The sequence below is a fragment of the Paenibacillus nanensis genome, assembly GCF_003583765.1.
Taxonomy (GTDB): Bacteria; Bacillota; Bacilli; order Paenibacillales; family Paenibacillaceae; genus Pristimantibacillus; species Pristimantibacillus nanensis.
The window spans coordinates 59,863-79,265 of the sequence record NZ_QXQA01000012.1 but is presented as its reverse complement, the minus strand read 5'-3'; the positions used below and the strand labels follow the sequence as shown (position 1 = coordinate 79,265).

17 protein-coding genes and 1 riboswitch are annotated in these 19,403 nt (G+C 53.9%); of the genes, 4 read left to right on the top strand and 13 right to left on the bottom strand.

Annotated elements, in window-relative coordinates; genetic code table 11:
- Positions 1 to 42: 42 nt before the first annotated feature.
- Both prfA and ychF read right to left on the bottom strand, forming a co-directional pair.
- The gene (gene prfA, locus D3P08_RS18025) at positions 43 to 1,125 is read right to left on the bottom strand and encodes a peptide chain release factor 1 (RefSeq protein WP_119601105.1); all 1,083 of its coding nucleotides are present in this window, start codon (positions 1,123 to 1,125) and stop codon (positions 43 to 45) included.
- Positions 1,126 to 1,385: 260 nt separating this feature from the next.
- Positions 1,386 to 2,486: a redox-regulated ATPase YchF gene (gene ychF / locus D3P08_RS18020; RefSeq protein ID WP_119601104.1), complete on the bottom strand. Its 1,101-nt coding sequence runs from the start codon at positions 2,484 to 2,486 to the stop codon at positions 1,386 to 1,388.
- A gap of 153 nt (positions 2,487 to 2,639) precedes the next feature.
- Here ychF and D3P08_RS27355 point away from each other — a divergent pair, with 153 nt between their 5' ends.
- On the top strand, positions 2,640 to 2,792 hold the full coding sequence (locus D3P08_RS27355; protein WP_162848523.1) for a hypothetical protein: 153 nt from the start codon (positions 2,640 to 2,642) through the stop codon (positions 2,790 to 2,792).
- Between the two features lie 109 nt (positions 2,793 to 2,901).
- Here the strand turns inward: D3P08_RS27355 and D3P08_RS18015 are convergent, their stop codons facing one another.
- The 6 genes from D3P08_RS18015 to D3P08_RS17990 form a co-directional block, all read right to left on the bottom strand.
- On the bottom strand, positions 2,902 to 3,759 hold the full coding sequence (locus D3P08_RS18015) for a carbohydrate ABC transporter permease (protein WP_119601103.1): 858 nt from the start codon (positions 3,757 to 3,759) through the stop codon (positions 2,902 to 2,904).
- Positions 3,760 to 3,782: 23 nt separating this feature from the next.
- Positions 3,783 to 4,640: a carbohydrate ABC transporter permease gene (locus tag D3P08_RS18010; protein ID WP_119601102.1), complete on the bottom strand. Its 858-nt coding sequence runs from the start codon at positions 4,638 to 4,640 to the stop codon at positions 3,783 to 3,785.
- Positions 4,641 to 4,745: 105 nt separating this feature from the next.
- Positions 4,746 to 6,089, bottom strand: a complete 1,344-nt coding sequence (locus D3P08_RS18005; protein WP_119601101.1) for an ABC transporter substrate-binding protein — start codon at positions 6,087 to 6,089, stop codon at positions 4,746 to 4,748.
- Between the two features lie 323 nt (positions 6,090 to 6,412).
- Positions 6,413 to 8,776: an S-layer homology domain-containing protein gene (locus tag D3P08_RS18000; RefSeq protein WP_119601100.1), complete on the bottom strand. Its 2,364-nt coding sequence runs from the start codon at positions 8,774 to 8,776 to the stop codon at positions 6,413 to 6,415.
- Positions 8,777 to 8,920: 144 nt separating this feature from the next.
- Positions 8,921 to 9,232 carry a thioredoxin gene (trxA, locus tag D3P08_RS17995; protein ID WP_119601099.1) on the bottom strand — a complete coding sequence of 104 codons (312 nt, stop codon included), beginning with the start codon at positions 9,230 to 9,232 and terminating at the stop codon, positions 8,921 to 8,923.
- Between the two features lie 65 nt (positions 9,233 to 9,297).
- A complete protein-coding gene (locus D3P08_RS17990) occupies positions 9,298 to 9,714 on the bottom strand; it encodes an RrF2 family transcriptional regulator (protein WP_119601098.1) in 417 nt (138 codons plus the stop codon).
- Positions 9,715 to 9,954: 240 nt separating this feature from the next.
- Here D3P08_RS17990 and D3P08_RS17985 point away from each other — a divergent pair, with 240 nt between their 5' ends.
- Positions 9,955 to 10,164, top strand: a complete 210-nt coding sequence (locus D3P08_RS17985) for a hypothetical protein (protein ID WP_119601097.1) — start codon at positions 9,955 to 9,957, stop codon at positions 10,162 to 10,164.
- Positions 10,165 to 10,360: 196 nt separating this feature from the next.
- On the top strand, positions 10,361 to 13,438 hold the full coding sequence (locus tag D3P08_RS27730) for an FAD-dependent oxidoreductase (protein ID WP_240647637.1): 3,078 nt from the start codon (positions 10,361 to 10,363) through the stop codon (positions 13,436 to 13,438).
- A 519-nt stretch (positions 13,439 to 13,957) separates the two neighbouring features.
- On the opposite strand, the gene hisC is transcribed toward D3P08_RS27730, so the two are convergent.
- From hisC to D3P08_RS17955, 5 genes are all read right to left on the bottom strand, one after another.
- Positions 13,958 to 15,031 carry a histidinol-phosphate transaminase gene (hisC, locus tag D3P08_RS17975; RefSeq protein WP_119601096.1) on the bottom strand — a complete coding sequence of 358 codons (1,074 nt, stop codon included), beginning with the start codon at positions 15,029 to 15,031 and terminating at the stop codon, positions 13,958 to 13,960.
- Positions 15,028 to 15,483 (bottom strand): VanZ family protein, encoded by a 456-nt coding sequence (locus D3P08_RS17970; RefSeq protein ID WP_240647636.1) that lies wholly within the window; start codon positions 15,481 to 15,483, stop codon positions 15,028 to 15,030. The genes hisC and D3P08_RS17970 overlap by 4 nt, the downstream gene beginning before the upstream one ends.
- A 21-nt stretch (positions 15,484 to 15,504) precedes the next feature.
- On the bottom strand, positions 15,505 to 16,029 hold the full coding sequence (locus D3P08_RS17965) for a GNAT family N-acetyltransferase (protein WP_420819044.1): 525 nt from the start codon (positions 16,027 to 16,029) through the stop codon (positions 15,505 to 15,507).
- A complete protein-coding gene (locus D3P08_RS17960; protein ID WP_119601095.1) occupies positions 16,026 to 16,736 on the bottom strand; it encodes a molybdenum cofactor guanylyltransferase in 711 nt (236 codons plus the stop codon). Before D3P08_RS17960 ends, D3P08_RS17965 begins: the two co-directional genes overlap by 4 nt.
- Before the next feature lie 86 nt (positions 16,737 to 16,822).
- Positions 16,823 to 18,496, bottom strand: coding sequence for a glutamine--tRNA ligase/YqeY domain fusion protein (locus D3P08_RS17955; RefSeq protein WP_119601094.1), 1,674 nt, complete (start codon positions 18,494 to 18,496; stop codon positions 16,823 to 16,825).
- A 234-nt stretch (positions 18,497 to 18,730) separates the two neighbouring features.
- Positions 18,731 to 18,881: riboswitch (cyclic di-AMP (ydaO/yuaA leader) on the top strand.
- Positions 18,882 to 18,885: 4 nt separating this feature from the next.
- On the opposite strand from D3P08_RS17955, the gene D3P08_RS17950 reads away from it, so the two are divergent.
- Positions 18,886 to 19,377: a C40 family peptidase gene (locus D3P08_RS17950; protein WP_240647635.1), complete on the top strand. Its 492-nt coding sequence runs from the start codon at positions 18,886 to 18,888 to the stop codon at positions 19,375 to 19,377.
- Positions 19,378 to 19,403: the final 26 nt, after the last annotated feature.

Below are 19,403 nucleotides of genomic sequence, written 5' to 3'. Positions count from 1 at the left end.
GATCAGCAAACCGCACGGCACACCGGCACTCGTTCATGCATATTACGCCTGCGCGCCCATCGTCTCGCGCTCCAGCGCCTCCGCCTGCTCCGCAATCGTCAGCGAATTGATAATATCCTCCAAATCGCCGTTCATAACGGAATCCAAGCGATGCAGCGTCAGGTTGATCCGATGATCGGTTACGCGGCTTTGCGGGAAGTTGTACGTGCGAATCCGTTCGCTGCGGTCGCCTGTACCCACTTTGCTCTTCCGCTCGCCCGCGTATTTCGCCTCTTCCTCTTGGCGGCGCATATCGTAGATACGCGCGCGAAGAACTTGAAGCGCCTTCGCTTTGTTATCGTTCTGCGATTTGCCGTCCTGGCAGGTCGCCATAATGCCCGTCGGCACGTGCAGCACGCGTACCGCAGACTTCGTCGTGTTGACGGACTGGCCGCCCGCGCCGCTGGAACAGAAGGTGTCGATCCGGATATCCTTATCCAGAATCTCCACTTCCACCTCTTCCACCTCAGGCATCACCGCAACCGTCGAGGTCGACGTATGAATGCGTCCGCCGGATTCCGTAACCGGGATGCGCTGCACGCGGTGCGCGCCGCTTTCGAACTTCAGCTTGCTGTACGCGCCTTTGCCGTTGACCGAGAAAATAACCTCTTTGAAGCCGCCGAGATCGTTCTCGGTAAATTCCATCAGCTCAACCTTCCAGCCTTGGGAATCCGCATACTTTGTATACATCCGGTACAGCTCGTAAGCGAACAATGCCGCTTCGTCGCCGCCTGCCGCGCCGCGGATCTCGACGATAACGTTCTTGTCGTCGTTCGGGTCCTTCGGCAGAAGCAGAATCCGCATTTTCTCTTCCAGCTCCGATTTGCGCGCGGACAGCTCCTCGATTTCCATCTTCACCATCTCGCGCATCTCGTCGTCCAGCTTCTCGCCTTGCATCAGCTTGGCGTCCTCCAGCTGTTCGTTCACTTGCTTATATTCCGTATAGGCGTCATGCGCCTCTTGCAGGTCGGATTGCTCTTTGGACAGATCCCGCAGCCGCTTCGGATCGCTGGCTACGTCCGGATCGCATAGAAGCTCGCTTAGCTTCTCATAGCGGTCGGCGAGTGCTTGTAATTTGTCAAACACGTCTTTTCACCTCTGTTAATTTCCATAAGATATACCTTATTATATCACATTGCGAATGGTGTATCGATATGAGGATTTATCCACATTCGCTGGAATATCCACAACTCGTCCACATGTTGTGCACAAGCTGTGCACATCTTGTCCACATCGACGTTATTTCTTAAAAAAGAGAGCGCATGAGAACCTCCTTTTGAGGTTTCCCACACGCTATCCACAATAGGAGCAAGCGCCGGTAAAAGCGCAGCCCCTCCGTATCCCGTTTAAACGTTGAAACGGAAATGCATAACGTCGCCGTCGCGAACCACGTAGTCTTTGCCTTCCAGGCGCAGCTGCCCCTTCTCGCGCACGGCAGCCATCGAGCCGGCCGCAGCCAGATCCTCGTACGAGACAACCTCCGCGCGGATAAAGCCGCGCTCAAAGTCCGTGTGAATGACGCCTGCCGCCTGCGGCGCTTTCGTGCCTTTGCGAATCGTCCAAGCGCGGACCTCTTGCACGCCGGCTGTGAAATACGTATACAAGCCAAGAAGCTTATAGGCGGCGCGAATGAGACGGTTCAAACCGGACTCCGCCATGCCGAGCTCCTGCAGGAACATCTCCTTGTCCTCGCCCTCCAGCTCGGCGATCTCCGATTCCACCTTCGCGCTGATCGGCACTACCTCCGCGCCTTCCTGCGCCGCGAATTCGCGAACCCGCTGCACATATTCGTTGCTGTCGGAGTTTGCGGCTTCTTCCTCGCTGACGTTCGTCGCGTACAGCACCGGCTTCATCGTAAGCAGATGCAAGTCGCGCACAAGCAGCTTCTCGTCATCCGACAGCTCCAGGCTGCGCGCAGGCTTATCATTGAACAGCGTGTCCTTCAGGCGCTCCAGCACTTCAACCTCTTGCGCGACCTTCTTGTCGCCGCCCTTCAGGTTTTTGCGCGCGCGCTCGATGCGCTTCTCAACCGTATCGAGATCCGCCAGAATCAGCTCGAGATTAATGGTCGTAATGTCGCTGATCGGATCGACCTTGCCCGCGACATGCGTAATGTTCTCGTCCTGGAAGCAGCGGACGACATGCACGATCGCGTCGACCTCGCGAATATGCGCAAGGAACTTATTGCCCAGGCCTTCGCCTTTGCTCGCCCCGGCCACCAGACCGGCAATATCGACGAATTCAAAAGCGGTCGGCACGATGCTCTTCGGCTGCACCAGCTCAACCAGCTTGTTCAGACGTTCGTCCGGAACCTCTACGACCCCAACGTTCGGATCGATGGTACAGAACGGATAGTTGGCCGATTCCGCCCCCGCCTGCGTAATCGCGTTAAATAAGGTAGACTTGCCGACGTTCGGCAATCCCACGATTCCTGCTTTCAAAGCCATGTATCAAAACACTCCCTATTGTCCGAAAAGTAAACAACTTCCGTCATTATACCCTAGCGACCTGCACATTGAAAGGGCAAACGTCGGATCCGTCTTCCTGAATGTCCCGGCCCGCGCGGGCAATACTATGCAAAGCGAGGAGGTGACCATCCTATGGAAAATCAAAACCATAAAGGCAACTACAAAGGCACGACGAATATGAATGCCGAAAATCAGGATATGGCGTTTGTTAACGATAATGTCGAGGACGCAAAATCAGTCAGCAATTTCGACACCGTGAATAAGAAGACAGATCCGAAGCGCTAGGACCGAGGCTTACGCAAACACACGCAGCCACGTCATAACCGGGTTCTTACCGGTTACAGCGTGGCTGTATGGCGCAAGCAATCATATTTATCAAGCACGCGACGAACCATTAGCCTTTGATCGCGCCTTCCGTCAAGCCCTTCTCGATATATTTCTGGATAAACAAATACACGATCAGCACAGGAATAACGGTCAGCGACACGGCTGTCGCCATCAGACCGAAGTCCGTGCCGTATTGCGAGCTGATCTCGCTCAGCAAGGCAACGATCGGACGAACCTCTTCCGCGCTCACGAAGATTAGAGCGGAGAACAAATCGTTGTAGGACCACAAGAAGACGAAGATCGCAGCCGAAGCGAACGCCGGTCGCGAGATCGGAAGAAGCACCCGCATGAAGAGAGTCAGGCGGTTGCAGCCGTCCATAAACGCCGCTTCTTCCAGCTCCTTCGGGATCGTCGACATATACCCTGCCAGCACGAGAATCGCAAAGGTCAAGTTGCCTGCGGTTTGCGGAAAAATCAACCCCCCATACGTATTCACGATCTCCCATTTAATCAGAAGCTCGTAAACAGGCACGACGGTCGCAAACGCCGGAATAAGCAAGCTGGCGTACAGAATGGAGAACAGCGCTCTTCTGCCGCGGAATTGGAACCTGGAGAGCACGTAAGCCGCAAGGCCGCCGAACAACAGCACAAGCAGCACCGTGCCGCCGGACATGATCAAGCTGTTCAAATAACTTCTGCCGATATTGATGCGGTCGAAAGCATTTGTATAGTTAACCATAACAGGATCAAATGCGAGTTTAAATGAGCTGTTCATGACATCCCGCGATACTTTGAACGAGTTGTTCACGATCCAAAACAAAGAATAAATCGTCGTCAGGGCCCACCCGAACAGCACAACATAAATGAAGATTATACCGGGCTTGATCTGAACCCGCTTCTTATTAACAACGGTAACTGATTGCATAGTCGTACACCCCTAATACCAGCTTAGTATGTGATTTCATCCCGTTTCAAAAGACGGTTCGCGAGCAGCGACAGCACGACGCCGAATACGACGATATAAATCGCGATTGTTGAACCGTAACCGAAGTTTTGGTCTACCAGCGCTTTCTTGTAGATGTAGGTACCCAGCACTTCCGTTCCGTTCTGCCCCCTCGACAGGACGAAAATAAATTCGAACACTTTGAGCGTACCCGTAATCGCCAGCGTGATGACAACCTTGATATCGCTCAGAATGAGAGGAATTGTCAGCAGGAACGTCTTTTTGAAGCCTGAAATACCTTCAAGCTTAGCCGCTTCGTAGAAATCGGATGGAATCTTGGACATCGCGGTCAGGAACAATACGAAGTAAAAGCCGACATAATGCCATACGGTCGGGATCGCTATAGCCTTCAAAGCCATACTTTCACTAAGCCAGTTCACTTTATTAAAGCCCATATCTTGCAAAATGGTATTCAGCAAGCCGAATTGGAAATTGTAAAAAAGCACAAACAGCAAAGCGATTGCCGTACCGGAGATGACGACAGGGAAGAAGAACACCATCCGGAAAAAGCCTTTGCCCCATTTGATATTGTCGACGAGAATGGCTAGCAGTAATGCTATTCCCACCTGGAACACGATGACGTAAAGCATCAATTCCAAAGTATGAAGGGTCGCGGCGCCAAGGAGATCGTCACTGAACATACGCGAATAGTTGTCGAACCCAACAAACGTTTTGCTATAAAATCCGCTTGTTCGGAAGAAGCTCAAGTACAAGCTCTTGAAGAACGGGTAATAGAGAAAGATTGTCAAAAATGCTGCCGCCGGCAACAGAAACATCAAAATGTATTTGCGGTCGCCCTTCATCATTTATCACCTTTGGTGTTTATTTTTATGGCGCAAGGCTCTGAAATGACGCCGCCGCCCTTGAATCAGAGGGGCGGCGGCTATTCAACTTACGCTAAGAAGCGATTATTTTGCTGCTGTCTCAATTGCCATCGCTTCTTCGAGCGCCTCTTTAGGCGTTTTCTTGCCTGTTACGACCGGCTGGATATTGGCGCGGATTGTCGAGAACGTCTCAGGCGTAACCTTGGAATCGATCGGCGAGTTGATGGAAGTCGCTTCCGATACCATCTTGAATCCGTCAAGCGCCGCTTGCGGCAGACCTTCCGGTTGAACGCCGGCAGCCGCAGGCGTACCGCCGTTAGCCGTAGCGATCGATTTGATGGAAGCAGGATTCGTCAGATGCTTCAGCAATGCGATTGTTGCGTCTTTTTTCGCTGCATCGTCATAAGCCGCTTTCGACATGTAGAAGCCGGAACCGAAGCCGCCTACGACGTCTTTGCCTGTGCCTACGCCGCCAGGAATGGCAGGGAAAGGAAGAACGGTTGTGTTCGCTTTTGTCTCTTCAGACCAGCCGCCGATTGCCCATGAGCCTTCCAGGATCATCGCAGCGAGACCTTCGGAGTAGTAGTTGCCTGCCATGCCAAGGTCGATTGTGGCAGCGTCTTCTGGGAACGCGCCGAGGTCATACACTTCTTTCATCGCGGCAAGACCTTTCTCCCAGTTTGGATCGATGCCGTCTTTCAGTCCTTTCGCTTGGCCTTCAGCTCCGGCGGCAGCCAGCACGAAGTGCTCGATCAGATAGTGCGATTGGTCGAATGGACCGGACAAAGGAATGATGCCTTTTGCTTTAAACGCGGATACTGCAGCTTTGAACTTCTCCCAGTCAGTCGGAAGCTCAACGCCGTTCTCTTCGAACAGCTTCTTGTTGACGAACAGACCTTCATAGTAACCAGTCAAAGGAATCGCATAAATTTTGCCGTCAGCCGTTCTGACCGATTCAAGAGCCGCTGGAGCGAAGCCGTTCTTCCACTCTGCGTCAGCGTCCAGGATCTCATCCATGGCCACAACTTTGCCGGAGTTAATAATTTCCGTTGCGTCCGTTCCGATAAAGTAGAACAGCAGGTCCGGCTCGTTGCCGCTAGTCATGTCTGTGTTTACTTTCGTGCGGAAGCCGTCATCGTTTGCGGACATCGTATCGTTTTTCACTTTTACATGCGGGTTAGCAGCGGTGAACTCGTCGATCGCTTTTTGGAACGCCTCGCGAGCGGCGTCCGTACCGCCGAATGTCGAGAAGACGCGAAGCTCGACAGGTTCCGGAGCTTTCGACGGCTCTGTCGACTCTTCAGGCGCGCTCGAAGGCGTATTCGTAGAGCCTGAGTTGTTGTTGCTGCCGCCATTGTTGCCGCAAGCAGCAAGGAACATCGTCATGACGAGCAGAAGGCTTAGCAAAGTCAAAGCTGATTTCTTCACTTGTAAATCCCCCTAAATGTTATTAGGACCAGTACCGGGGTTTCGAACGCCCGTTTTTGTGTGTCCCACAATAAAAATTCTAGGCCACTACAGGAGAGCGGTCAACGGCTAAAAGGGCGTTTTTGGGGGGATATTCCTCTAAATTCAGGGGGGATATTCCTATGGGCATGAGGGGTACAATTCTCTAAAATGAGGGGTAAATTTTATATTTTTTTATAAAACGATACCGGGGCTTACAGGGCACAAGAGAAAAGTATCCCTCACGCAAACAGGGACTTTCCGCCTACCGGAAAGTCCCTGTTTGTTCGATTCTCCTGTCTTACTTACATACGCAGCGGCGCTTCTTGCAGCTCCGCCCGCTTCTGCAGATAACGGTAGAAGGCGATTGACGCTTCCGCTCTCGTTACCGATTTGTCCGGCAGGAATTTGCCGTCCGACAAGCTCATAATTTTCAGCCCGACAACGATGGCCGCTTGGCCTTTATTGTCGATTTCCGCCTCATCCTTGAAGCTCGCTTTAAAGATATGGTCGTAATTCGCCAGCGTATTGTAGCCAAGCGCTCGAACGATCAGCTCCGCCATTTCATCGCGCGTTACGGTCGCATCAGGATTAAACGAACCGTCGCCAAGATCGATCAAATTCTGCTCCAGAGCGCTTTCTACGTAAACGAAATAGGCGGAATCCGCGGCTACGTCGTTGAAGGACGCGCTTTCTTTGGCAGCGCCAGCCAATAATCCGCTGTCGTCCCTGCTGTAATACCCGCCGCCGCTGCGCGCCAGCACCAGCATTTTGATAAGCTCGCCTCTTGTAATCCGCTCGTTCGGGCGAACCTTGCCGTCCTCCAAATCCAGCGCCTTATACGCGACCATCAGTCCAAGCGATTCCTCCGCCCAGTGTCCCGCCGCGTCCGTCGCTTTCGGCACCTCGAGCGTCGTTACGGCGCCTGTCTCATGGCTGCGCCACTGGCCGCTCACCGCGTCAAGGAAGACTGATTCGTGCCGCGGCTTTTGCTGCAGAAGGTAAACCAGCTCCACCTTAGCGCGTTCCTCGACTTGGTCTTCATTGATTTCGCCGGAAGCCCGCATAAGATTATACTTCTCGATCGGAAGCGGAACGCCGCCCATCCAATATTCGGAGAATACACGGTAGGTTAACGCGATATCGTAATAATCCATGTAACGGTCGAGCGCTTCCGACGTTTTGATGGTTGCCGGCGCTTTAGCCGGGTAGTCGTGCTCCGCGATCGACGCGTCGTAATACTCCACTTTGCCATTGCGGGCATTGATGGATACGGAGATGCGGTCGTAGCTTACGTCCGCGCCATGAATTTTGTGGCGGAACGTGATCGAATACGAGCCGATCTCCTCCGGCTTCTTGCCTTCGTAATGTTTAGCGTCCGGCTTCACGAGGTAAAGCTCATCCGTTATCCACGGCAGCTGCTGCTTCACCGTTTCAACCGCTTTTTGGATCGCGGCGTCAAGCGTAACGGACGTTCCCGACTGGTCATTCTCCCGATTGCTCCAGCCGTAATAGCTGAGGATGGCGCCCGTGCTGCCGTTTACATTAGCCTGGAGGTACCCGACTTCTTTCCCTTCCTTCATAAGTCTCCAGCTCAGGTCCCATCTCGTGCTGATCTCGCCGGAATCCAGCTCGTATTCATTATAGTTGGTGCCCTGCAGCTCCGCGCCCTCCGGCACGCCGAACGCCTTCTTCACCGCTTCAACGGCTTCTTCTTCCGTCAGCTTGCCTCCTTTAGGCGGCAGAGACAGAGGCTTCTCCGTAAGCGGCTGCTCTTCTACGGCCCCATCGCTCCAGCTGTCATAACCGTTCAGCGGCAGCTCCTCGCCCGTCGCCGCGTCGATGACAATCGGCGAGAAGTTGTACGCAAGGGCCGGCTCCGGCTTGCCGTTTGGACTGCCAGGCACGATATATGACAGCTCCGGCACGCCGATCTTCCGGATGATTTCTTCCGCTTGTGCTGCGGGTATCGTTTTATCTGCTTTTGGAAATTCGATCGTGTTATCCCAATTCAGCTGGAAGCCAAGCACGTGGCCTTCGCTGTCGATGGAGAGCTGGATGTAGTTGCCCAGGTAAGGAACATCGCCGACGATGCGGTCGAAGCGGATCTCATGCCGCACCTCGCCGGAGAGCGGCGGGAGGGCGTTGACGCCGACCGACTCATTCAGCTTGATTTGAGAGACGTAATCCTTCGCGACCTCTTCAATGAAGTCCTGGGCCAGCCCCTTCGCGGCCTCGCGGTTCACCTTCAGCGGATAGGTCGGCGCGGCTGCCGGATTATTCACATAGGAATCAAAGCTGAGCAGCTGTCCGGTATTCGCGTCCAGCGACGCATAAATCGTGCCGGAGTGCTTGCCGTTTACCGTCTTGACGAAATCCATGCGCCAAACCTTTTGCTCGCCTTTGAACAGCTCCTGGCGGGAGAAGCTTGAGCTCTGCAGCTTGTATTCCTTCGGTATGCTGATGTATTGCCGCAGCAGCTGCTCCGCGCGGGCTCTCGTTATCTCGCCGTCGGCTTCGGCTTCCTTCTGCTCGGCGGCATTTGCCGCTCCGTCCTTCTGCCCCGTCTCCGCGGCGGAGTCCGCATAAACAGCAGGAACGGTATATGCGCTGACCAGCATGGCAGACGCAAGCAGCAGCGCCATCTTCTTCTTCATCTGCTCGTTCACGAATGTACCTCCTCTAAATTGTAAATATCTTCAACATTTAGACGAGGCTGGCCCTTAACCGGTTGCAGTCTTTAATAGAAAAAACAAAAAAAACGCCACGCTGGCATGGCTGCCTCGCGTGACGTTCATTTTGAGCATGCTGGATTACAGTTGGTTCGAAATTTTCGCTTTCAGAGCGTCCTTGCTTTGCAGGCCGACCATCTTGTCGACAGGCTGGCCGTCCTTGAACAGAATCAGAGTCGGAATGCTCATAACGCCGAATTGGGATGCGAGCTCCGGCTCCTCGTCAACGTTGATTTTGCCGATCGTCGCCGTGCCCTCCAGCTCCGTGGAAAGCTCCTCTACGATTGGAAGCTGCATTTTGCAAGGTCCGCACCATGGCGCCCAGAAGTCAACCAAGGTAACGCCGCTTTCTACTTGTTGATTGAAATTCTCTTTGGTCATAACTACTGCCATTTTCAATCATCCTCTCTATCCAAATGTATGATTAAGGGAAGTCCCGTCTCACCCTAGCCCAACTTCTAGCAAGCGCGAATCTGCTTTAGCACGTCTCCGATCGTAATGCCGCTGAAATGCTCCTCTAGCTGCTGCTCCGCCCGGCAGAAGATGCCATGCATCACTTGCTTCATGTTGGAGCCTACGACGCAATTCATCTCCGGATTGCCGGAACACCAGCTGGGGATAAGCGAGCCCTGCGCCATTACGCGGTAAATGTCGGCCAGCGTAACGGAATCCGGATCGATTGTCAGGCGGTATCCGCCGCCGGATCCTTCGCGGGTATCGACAAAGCCGCCTTTGCGCAGGCCGCTCATCACTTTGCGGATGCGCGCGGAATGCGTGCCCACATTCTCGGCGATCATGTCGCTGCTTGCCATATTGTCCGGCAAATATGCTAAATAGACGAGACTGTGTACGGCGATTGTAAATTCACTATTCACTGTCGGCGGGCCTCCCTGCTTAATACTGTAATAATATCAGTTACAGTTGTTGTTGTCAAGAGTGCTTCCACCCGCGCACATCTTATTGTGGGAAAGGAAGGCCGCGCTTATTCGAAAATTTGGACCATGAGCTTTTTCTCATTATTCCGGAGCGCCGTCATGTTTCCATCCCCTTCGCGAATATACATGAAATGAGTCTCCAAACATGAGTCTTCAAAGAGCCTCGAGGAGGTGAATGCGATGGGTTTGTTTGGAAATCGCTGGGTGGCCGTTCGAACCGAAAGCGGCGCAAGAGCGGATGATATCGATCGTCTGGACGCTTGGTTCAAAAGCCATGGATTGAAGTCCAAAGTTACGCTCGAAGGCAATGACGTGAAACGTGTTCACGTGCGGAAGAACGACACCGCGCGAGCGGCGGAGCTGATGGCCTCCTTCGATCAAGAAAGATAACGACTACAAAGCGGCGGCGGCCAGAAATGGCTGCCGCCGCTTTTTTTACAAATCGTTAAAGTTTGGCAGCGCAACTTCTAATCTTCCAATACCGTCATATTTATATCACCCTCGTATTCTTGCATTTCGGAATGCTAGGGTGATACCATTTAAAAGATTTATACCGAAATACCCGCGCAAGAGGAAAGGGAGGATTATGTCACAACCGAATACGAAGAAAGAACATATACCCGAGCTTCAGCTTGTCCGCGCCATCGCGATTTTAGGGGTGCTGTCCGTTCATGCAAGCTCCAACGCGCTTTTGAATATGAAAGATTCGGCGTACTACTTCTTTTACCATCTCGCCAATACGTTCATGCGGTTTGGAACGCCAACCTTCATATTGCTTAGCAGCTTTGTGCTATTTTACAGCTATTACAACAGGCCGCTCGACGGGAAGCTCGTTGCCGGCTTCTACAAGCGGCGTTTGCTTTATATTATTTTGCCTTATCTTTTATTTTCCGTTATTTATTTCGTTTACACGAATCTTACGTACCATCTTCCATTTACGCTCGATGCGATGGGGGAGTTTTTGAACAACCTCATACGGGGTAAAGTCTCTTTTCATCTTTACTTTATTTTTATCAGCATCCAGTTTTATTTGCTCTTCCCGGCCGTACTGTGGGCGGCGAAGCGCTGGCCTCGACTGGCTTACGGTTTCATTCCGTTCGGCTTTATCGCCCAATGGGTGTTCGTGCTGTTCAACTTTTACGACTGGCAGCTTGCGGACAAGGCAAGCTGGGCGCCTGCGTATTTCTCGTTCTTTTTCACAGGCGCGTTTCTGGGCATCTACTTCCCTAAGCTGAAGACGTGGCTCGCCATGACGAAGGAACATGCGTCGGTCTCCCGCGTCATCTTCTGGGTGCTCTTATTAGGCGCATGGCTTGCGCTCGCCATGGCGCATGTGATGGTCTATTACCGGCAGTATAAGTTCAATGCCTCTTATCACGGACTGCTGTATGAATTTTTGTGGAATTTCCATTCCTACTTATCCGCGTTTGCGATACTGGGCCTGTCGTTTTTTATTTACCGCCATCTGCCAGGATTTATTTCGAAAATTTTATATCGGATCGGCCAGCTGTCGTTCGGCATTTATTTGATTCATGTGCTATTCCTGCTGCTGTACGAGCGGTATATGCCGACCTTCGGCTCTGCTTTGCTTACGCATCTTCGGTATTTCGGGCTTTGGGCTGTGATGCTTGCCGGCTCATGGATCGTTGTCGCGCTGGTCTCCCGCTATGTGCCATTGGGATGGATGCTGTTCGGCAACGTGCCGCGGCAGGGACTTCAGCGTCATGACCATAAACCCCGTACTTCCGCAAAGAAAAAAGTCGTTGTCGCCAGCGTGGCCGTCGTACTGATCGGCGTTGCCGCGTCGGCAGCCGGTTACGTATGGCTGCGGGGGAACGACACCGTGAATCACAATCAACGCCAAGAGCTGGCCGCTGTGGAATCGGCTCAGGAGCTTCGCGAAAGCTACGACGTTATCGTTGCGGGCACGGATCCCGAAGGCATCGCGGCAGCGATATCCGCCGCGCGCAACGGACTTAGCGTCCTGCTCGTCGACGGCAAAAATCGGGATATTCTCGGCGGCCTAATGACCGTCGGAGGACTCAATACGCTCGACTTGAATTACTCGCCGAAGGAGTCCGTCATTCCCGGCAAGCATAATTTCTTGAACAAAGGTATTTTCCAGGAGTGGTATGACCAGATCGAAGGCACTTCCTTCGACGTGAATACGGCCGCGAACGTGTTCTACAGCATGGTGAAAGCGGAGGATAACATCGATCTGCTGATGAAGACGCAGTCGATGGAGCCGATCGTGGAGACTGCCGCTGACGGCAATGTGACGGTAAAAGGCATGCGCATCGTGAAGGAAGACGGGACAAGCTTGGATGTAGCGGCTCCTTCGGTTATCGACGCGACGCAGGACGGCGATATTGCCGCTGCGGCAGGCGCTCCGTTCACGCTTGGGAGAGCGGACATCGGCGACCCGGAAGCGCAAATGGCCGTTACGCTCGTCTTCGCCATGAAGGGCGTCACGCAGGAAATCTGGGATTCCTTCGATGATATCCCCGAAACCGACATCGACGCGATGAGCGCTTGGGGCTTCAAAGAAGCCAAAGACTACGTGTCGAGCAACCCGGAGCGCGTGAAGATCCGGGGACTCAATGTCGGCCGGCAAAATGACGATACGATTCTCATTAACGCGATGCATATTTTCCAAATCGATCCGCTTAATCCGGAAAGCCTGGAAGAAGCGCTGGAGATCGGGCGGGCCGAAGCGCCGCGGATCGTCGATTATTTGAAGCAAACGTACGATGAATTCAAGGATTTGGAGCTTGCCTATACGTTCGACGAGTTGTATGTGCGGGAGTCCCGGCATATTCAAGGCGAATACCGGCTGACGATGGCCGACCTCATCGCGAACCGCGATCACTGGGACGCCATCGCTTACGGCTCGTACGATGTCGACATCCAGGCGGCCAGCCATACCGACACCGGCTTTGTGCTGTATTCGCCGGAGCAGTACGGCGTGCCGTTCCGCGCGCTGGTTCCGCAGAAGGTCGACGGCTTGCTAGTCGTCGGACGCGCGGCCAGCTTCGACTCGCTGCCGCATGGCAGCGCGAGGGTCATCCCGCTCGGCATGGCGACTGCCGAAGCCGCAGGCGCGGCCGCTAAGCTGGCAGCCGAGAACGGGTTGACGTTCCGGGAGCTGTCGCAGTCTAAGGAGCTCATCGCCGAGCTGCGCGCCCGGCTTACCGATCAAGGCATGGATCTGACGATGAACCCGTTCGAAACGCCGTATTATATGAACCACAAAGCGTACAAAGGCTTGGTCGCCGCAGCAAGCATGCTGATCACAAGCGGCAATTACGATAACCTGTCGTTCGACCTCGACGGCAAATCGAACATGCAGCGCGTCGTCTATAGCATGAACCGCGTGGCGAAGCAGCATCCCGACTTCTTCCATGGCGATCCGTCCGCTGCGATCGCCGGCGTCGATGCGCCGGCAGAACAGCCGCTATCGCTTGAACAAGCCGTGAAGACGATCGCCAACGGCATCAGCAACGAGGAGGCGCCGGCGCTTACCGTCGACGAATTTCTGAAACGCGGCTGGCTCGCCCAAGAGACGGTTGACGCCATTACGGATAAAGCCGCCATTACAAACGGCGAGTTCTTTATGATCATCCGCGACGTTGTGGAATATTATGCGGGCGTGGTGTACGAGTGAAGGTTTGCGTAATAACTGGCAGCTGTTCGTTAGAGTAGCAACAGAGCAGCTGCCTTGCCATTGGCGGAATAAGGACAAATCTGCATTATTTTTACCGTTTCGCTTTCAGGCCTAGAAATAGCGCCATTTATACACTTATTCCGACGCTTCTTGATGGTTTGGAGCTGACAGCAACGATTTACGTGCACTTTTGTCCTTATTTTTCGTTTTATCGGTATGTTGGGAGAAAATAAGCGCCCTTTTGGCGCTATGAAGTTCTGGAAATTAAGGTCGATTGGTTTAATCGGCTGTAACGGCTGACAGGGCGCCGCGTTGGTCCGAATAACGGACTTGCGCGGGGCCTTTCTAATTTCGGCTTCAGAATACGATGGATCATGGGCCATTATAGGGCGGTAACGAACGCGAACGCTGTTCATCAGCCATTGCAACGGCCGATACCGCCGCAATCAAGCTAAACTGAAAAAAGATGCCGCGCCGCCCATCATCGGGCAGCGCGGCATCTTTTTTTGCGGCAGGCGGTTACCGCAGCTCCTTCACGCACGCCTCGAGTGCGGTCAGGAACGCGTTCATCTCCTCGTCGGTGCCGATGCTTACGCGCAAATAATTGTCGATGCGCGGCGACGCGAAATAGCGAACGAGCACGCCTTTCTCCCGCAGCCGGAGGAACAGCTCCTTCGCCGCGATGTCAGGATGCGAAATGAACAGGAAGTTTGCCCTGGAATCGGTCGCCTTAAAGCCCAGCTCGACAACTTGACGCGAGACGCGCTCCCTCGTGCGGATTACCTTGTCCGTCGTCTCGCGGAAGTAGGCTTCGTCCTGCAGCGCCGCGACGGCTCCATGAAGAGCCAGCCTGTCCAGCGTGTAGGAGTTGAAGGAATTTTTGATCCGGTCGAGTCCTTCGATCAGCTCCTCGGAGCCGAACGCGAAGCCGACGCGCAGACCTGCCAGCGATCTCGACTTGGACAGCGTCTGAACGACGAGCAGGTTCGGATATTGCGGAACCAGCTTCACTGCGGATTCCCCGCCGAAATCGATATACGCTTCGTCAATGATTACAACGCGGTCCGGATTGCTTTCCAGCAGCGTCACGATATCGCGAAGCGGCATCAGCTTGGCCGTCGGCGCGTTCGGATTCGGCATAATGATGCCGCCGTGCTCCCCGCCATCCGTGAAGGACCCGAGCGGAATGTTGAAATCGTCATCCAGCGGAATCAGCTTCGGCGTCAATCCGTAAAATTTGGCGTACACCTTGTAGAAGCTATAGGTAATATCGGGGAACAGAACAGGCTTTGCCGGATCAAAAAACGCCGCAAAAGCAAACGCCAGCACCTCGTCCGACCCATTTCCCACAAAAACCTGCTTCGGGGACAAGCCGTAATAGCGCGCCGTCTCCCGCACAAGTAAATCGCAGGTCGGATCGGGATACAGGCGCAAATCGGCGTCGGCCGCGTCGGCTATCGCCTTCAGCGCCTTCGGCGACGGCGGATACGGATTTTCGTTCGTATTCAGCTTAATATAAGTCTTATCCTTGGGCTGCTCTCCCGGCACGTAAGGCTCGAGAGCTCCGGCAAGCGGACTCCAGAACTTGCTCATTTTCGACTTCCTCTCCTCATGAAGGGCCTGGTCAGCAGCAATCCAATCCATGCTCCGGCCGTATTCAATATAATATCGTCAATATCGAAGCTGCCTACCTTCAGCAGCATTTGCATAAGCTCAACGGCGCCGATCAAGCAAATACACGCGGCCACAAGCATATGGCTGCGCTTGTATCTCGTATTGAGCAGCGGAAGGAACATCCCGATCGGGATAAATAGGACCAAGTTGCCGAATAAATTTTTGAACCAGGTATCAAAGTTGAAATGGTCGCGGTACACCACGTAACGCTCAATCGTGTCGAACGGAACGAGATTGTAGGCGTAGCCGTCCATCAAGTAACGGTCGCGCAAAAATAAGAGATTCAACATAATGCTCGCGTACAGTAGAGCAAGCAGCATGATCGTCACGTTAAATCCGATATTTTTGCTGTAAGCCTTCCGAAAAAGCACTACGTTCCTCACCTCTTTCCCTTATTGCTGCGATTCTTCTCCAACTCTGAGGCCCATGATCACAAGGTCGCGCTCCACTCCGTCCAGCACCGCCACGCGCGGCAGGAAGCCGTATTCCTTGAAGCCGTACTTGCGCAGCAGCCTTAGGCTTGGCTCATTATGGCCGAACACAAAGCCCAATAGCGTTGTTAATCCGAGACGCGGGCATTCCGCCAAGGCCTTCTCGATCAGCAGCGAGCCGAGCCCGCGCGCCCTGTACTTCTCCGCTATGTATATGCTGATCTCCGCCGTCGCTTGATAGGCCGGACGACCGTAAAACGATTGATAGCTCAGCCAAGCCCCAATCTCGCCGTCCTCCATGCGCACGACCCAGATCGGCCGCTTCTCTGGCGAATGCGCGTCGAACCATGCCCGCTTGCTCTCCACCGTCGCCGGCTCCAAATCGGCGGTAACCATGCGGCTGGCAATGGTAGAGTTATATATCGCTACGATGCTCTCCAGGTCGGATAGCTCCGCGTCTTGAATCTGATAGGTTGGCAAGCTCATCTTCCATCTCTCCGCATTCTCTTGATATAATCCCGATAATCTTCCGGCGTATTTAAATTCATGAGGCCTTCGAGCGAATCCTGCGCATCTCCCTCGACAGCTGCGGTATGCAGCCCGCGGAGCAGCTGCATCACTCGAAAGCTTTTGCTTTCTAACGCTTCTCTCAGCTTTGCCGCCATACGAGTGTGATAGAGCGCATGAAAGGGCTGGCCCTTCACATGCACAACATCCGCCGCGCTATTGCCCGCTTCCTCGGCAAGACGCGCGAGCAGCGGCTCGGATACCGCCGGCATGTCGCAGGCAATTACGAAAACGTAGCCTTCCGGCAGCGCGGACAAGCCGGCATGCAGGCCCGCAAGAGGACCGTCGCCCGGATAGATATCCTCCACAAAGCTTAGTCTTTCCCTGCCTTCAGCTATGCTCGAGCCCGGGCTTTTGCTGCTGTCTAGCCTGTCTGCTTTCTGCACTTCCCCAGTCTTAAGCAGCGGTAGCGGCCCGTTCAGCGCTTCGCGGTACGCCGCCGCCCGCGCCGAGGAGCCCGCCGCTATCGTCACGGACTCACTGAGCGCTAGCAGCTGTCCGGCGAGCCGCGCCAGCAGCGGCTCGCCGTCAATAGGCAGCATCGCCTTATCCGTGCCCATCCGGCTGCTTCGGCCTCCCGCAAGGATCAGGCTATGAAACGGCCAGCGTCCGTCTTTCCTTCTCACTCCGGCGTCCCCCTTAGCTCCCGAGATGCGAGAGCAGCCCGCCAAGCGGGATGCTTGACGGGCTGCTGCCGTATCGTCCTTCTCGCCTACGCCTTCGAAGGGTCGAAGGAGCTCTTCAAGGATACGATACGGTTGAACGCCAGCTTCTCCGGCGTAGAATCCTTCGGATCGACATTGAAGTAGCCGTGGCGGAAGAATTGGAACTTGTCGCCGCCCGCGGCATCCTTCATATTCGGTTCAACGAAGCCGCGCTCGATCTGCAGCGAATTCGGATTAATGCGGTCCAGGAAGGAAAGCCCCTCCTCCTTCGATTCATCCAAAATAAGCGGCTCATACAGCCGGAAGTCCGCCGGTATCGCTTGCGACGCTTCCACCCAATGAATCGTGCCCTTCACCTTGCGCTCGTTAAAGCCGGTGCCGCTTTTCGTCTTCGGATCGTACGTGCAGCGCAGCTCCACGACTTCGCCGTTCTCATTCTTGATCGCTTCTTGGCACGTAATGAAGTACGCGTGCTTAAGCCGCACTTCGTTGCCCGGGAACAAGCGGAAATACTTGCTTGGCGGGTTCTCCATGAAGTCGTCCTGCTCGATATAAATCTCGCGGGAGAACGGAATTTGGCGCGTGCCCATCTCTTCGTTCTCCGAGTTGTTCTCCGCCTCGAGCATTTCAACTTGCCCTTCCGGATAGTTCGTAATGACGACCTTCAGCGGGCGAAGGACCGCCATCGTGCGCGGCGCTTTCAGCTTCAGGTCCTCCCGGATGAAATGCTCCAGATTCCTCTCGTCCACCACGCTGTTGGCTTTCGCGACGCCGATTTCGCGGCAGAAGCTGCGCAGCGCTTCCGGCGTGTAGCCTTTGCGGCGCAGGCCGCTGATCGTCGGCATGCGAGGATCGTCCCAGCCGTCGACGATTCCTTCATCCACCAGCTGCTTCAAATAGCGCTTGCTCATCACGGTATTCGTCAGATTCAGGCGCGCGAACTCGTATTGGCGAGGAGTCGAGCTCATCTCGCATTCCGCGATGGTCCAATCATAGAGCGGACGATGGTCCTCGAACTCGAGCGTGCAGATCGAGTGGGTAATGCCTTCAATCGCATCGCTGATCGGATGCGCGTAATCGTACATCGGATAGATGCACCACGCGTCGCCGGTGCGGTGATGATGCGAATGCGAGATCCGGTAGAGAACCGGGTCGCGCATCGTAATATTCGGCGAAGCCATATCGATCTTCGCGCGCAGCACGCGCTCGCCGTCTTTGAATTCGCCCGCGCGCATACGCGCGAACAAATCCAGGTTCTCTTCTACGCTCCGGTTCCGGTACGGGCTTTCTTTGCCCGGCTCCGTGAGCGTTCCTCTCGTCTCTCTCATCTGCTCGGCGGTTAAGTCGCAGACATAAGCCTTCCCTTTTTTGATCAGAAGAACGGCGCGGTTGTACATTTCCTCGAAATAATCAGACGCGAAGCGCAGCTCATCCCATTCGAAGCCCAGCCACTTCACATCCTCCTTAATCGATTCCACGTACTCCGTATCTTCCTTCACCGGGTTCGTATCGTCGAACCGCAGATTCGTTTTGCCCTTAAATTCATCCGCCAGCTCAAAGTTCAAGCAGATCGACTTCGCGTGGCCAATATGAAGATATCCGTTCGGCTCCGGAGGAAAACGGGTAATCACTTCCTGCACGCGGCCGCTCTTCAAATCTTCTACGACGATATTTTTGATAAAGTTTGAGGATGATGTCTTGTTCTCAAGCGCATTCTCCATCGCGACCCAACCTTTCCCACGGAAAATAATTATCTATTTATAATACACAAATTTTTACGAAAATACACGGGGACGCCGCACAAACGCTTGGACGAAATGCGGATTCTATACGCTTTCGTCAAAAATCCGTCCTTTTTGCCTAGTATAAAAATGAGAAAAGGATCTTTTTTATTAGAATCTTCTCACTTTCAACACGAATCTACAATTACCATTTATAGTAGTATCGTAGATGTTCAAATTAGAATGCCTAATTCCCGATCGGGAAACGGGGGAACCATTTTTGGGTGAATTGATTTCGACGATCGCGCAGCGGTCGCCTGAGAAATCATAGGGTACCTTCAACCGAACCCCACAGCTAACCTCGTCGGCACCGGAAGGAGTTTCACCAGTTGAAGAAGAAAGTTGGCTTGATCTTGGCAGGCCTTGTCCTGCTGCTCGCGTTCCAGGCTGGAAGCGTTTTCGCAAGCGCATCCAAGATGGACGCCATTATCGGTGACTTAATCGGAACAAAGTACTCGTACGGCGGCACCACGACTAAAGGCTTTGACTGCTCCGGATTTACGAGCTACGTGTTCGACAAGATGGGCATCGACCTGCCGCGCAGATCGGCAGACCAAGCAACGGTCGGTACGAAAGTCGCAAAGGCTGACCTTCAGCCGGGCGACCTGGTATTCTTCGACACAAGCGGCAAGAACAACGGCGGCATTTCGCATGTCGGCATTTATGTGGGAGACGGCAAGATCGCTCACGCTTCCACAAGCAATGGCGTAACGTATGACAAGCTCGATTCGTCCTACTACAAATCGCGTTTCGTTACAGCCCGCCGCGTAATGGATGACCAAGACATCGCAACATACACCACAGCCGTCGAGGCGAAATAGTAAGAAAAGAAGAGGTTGCCCGGTCG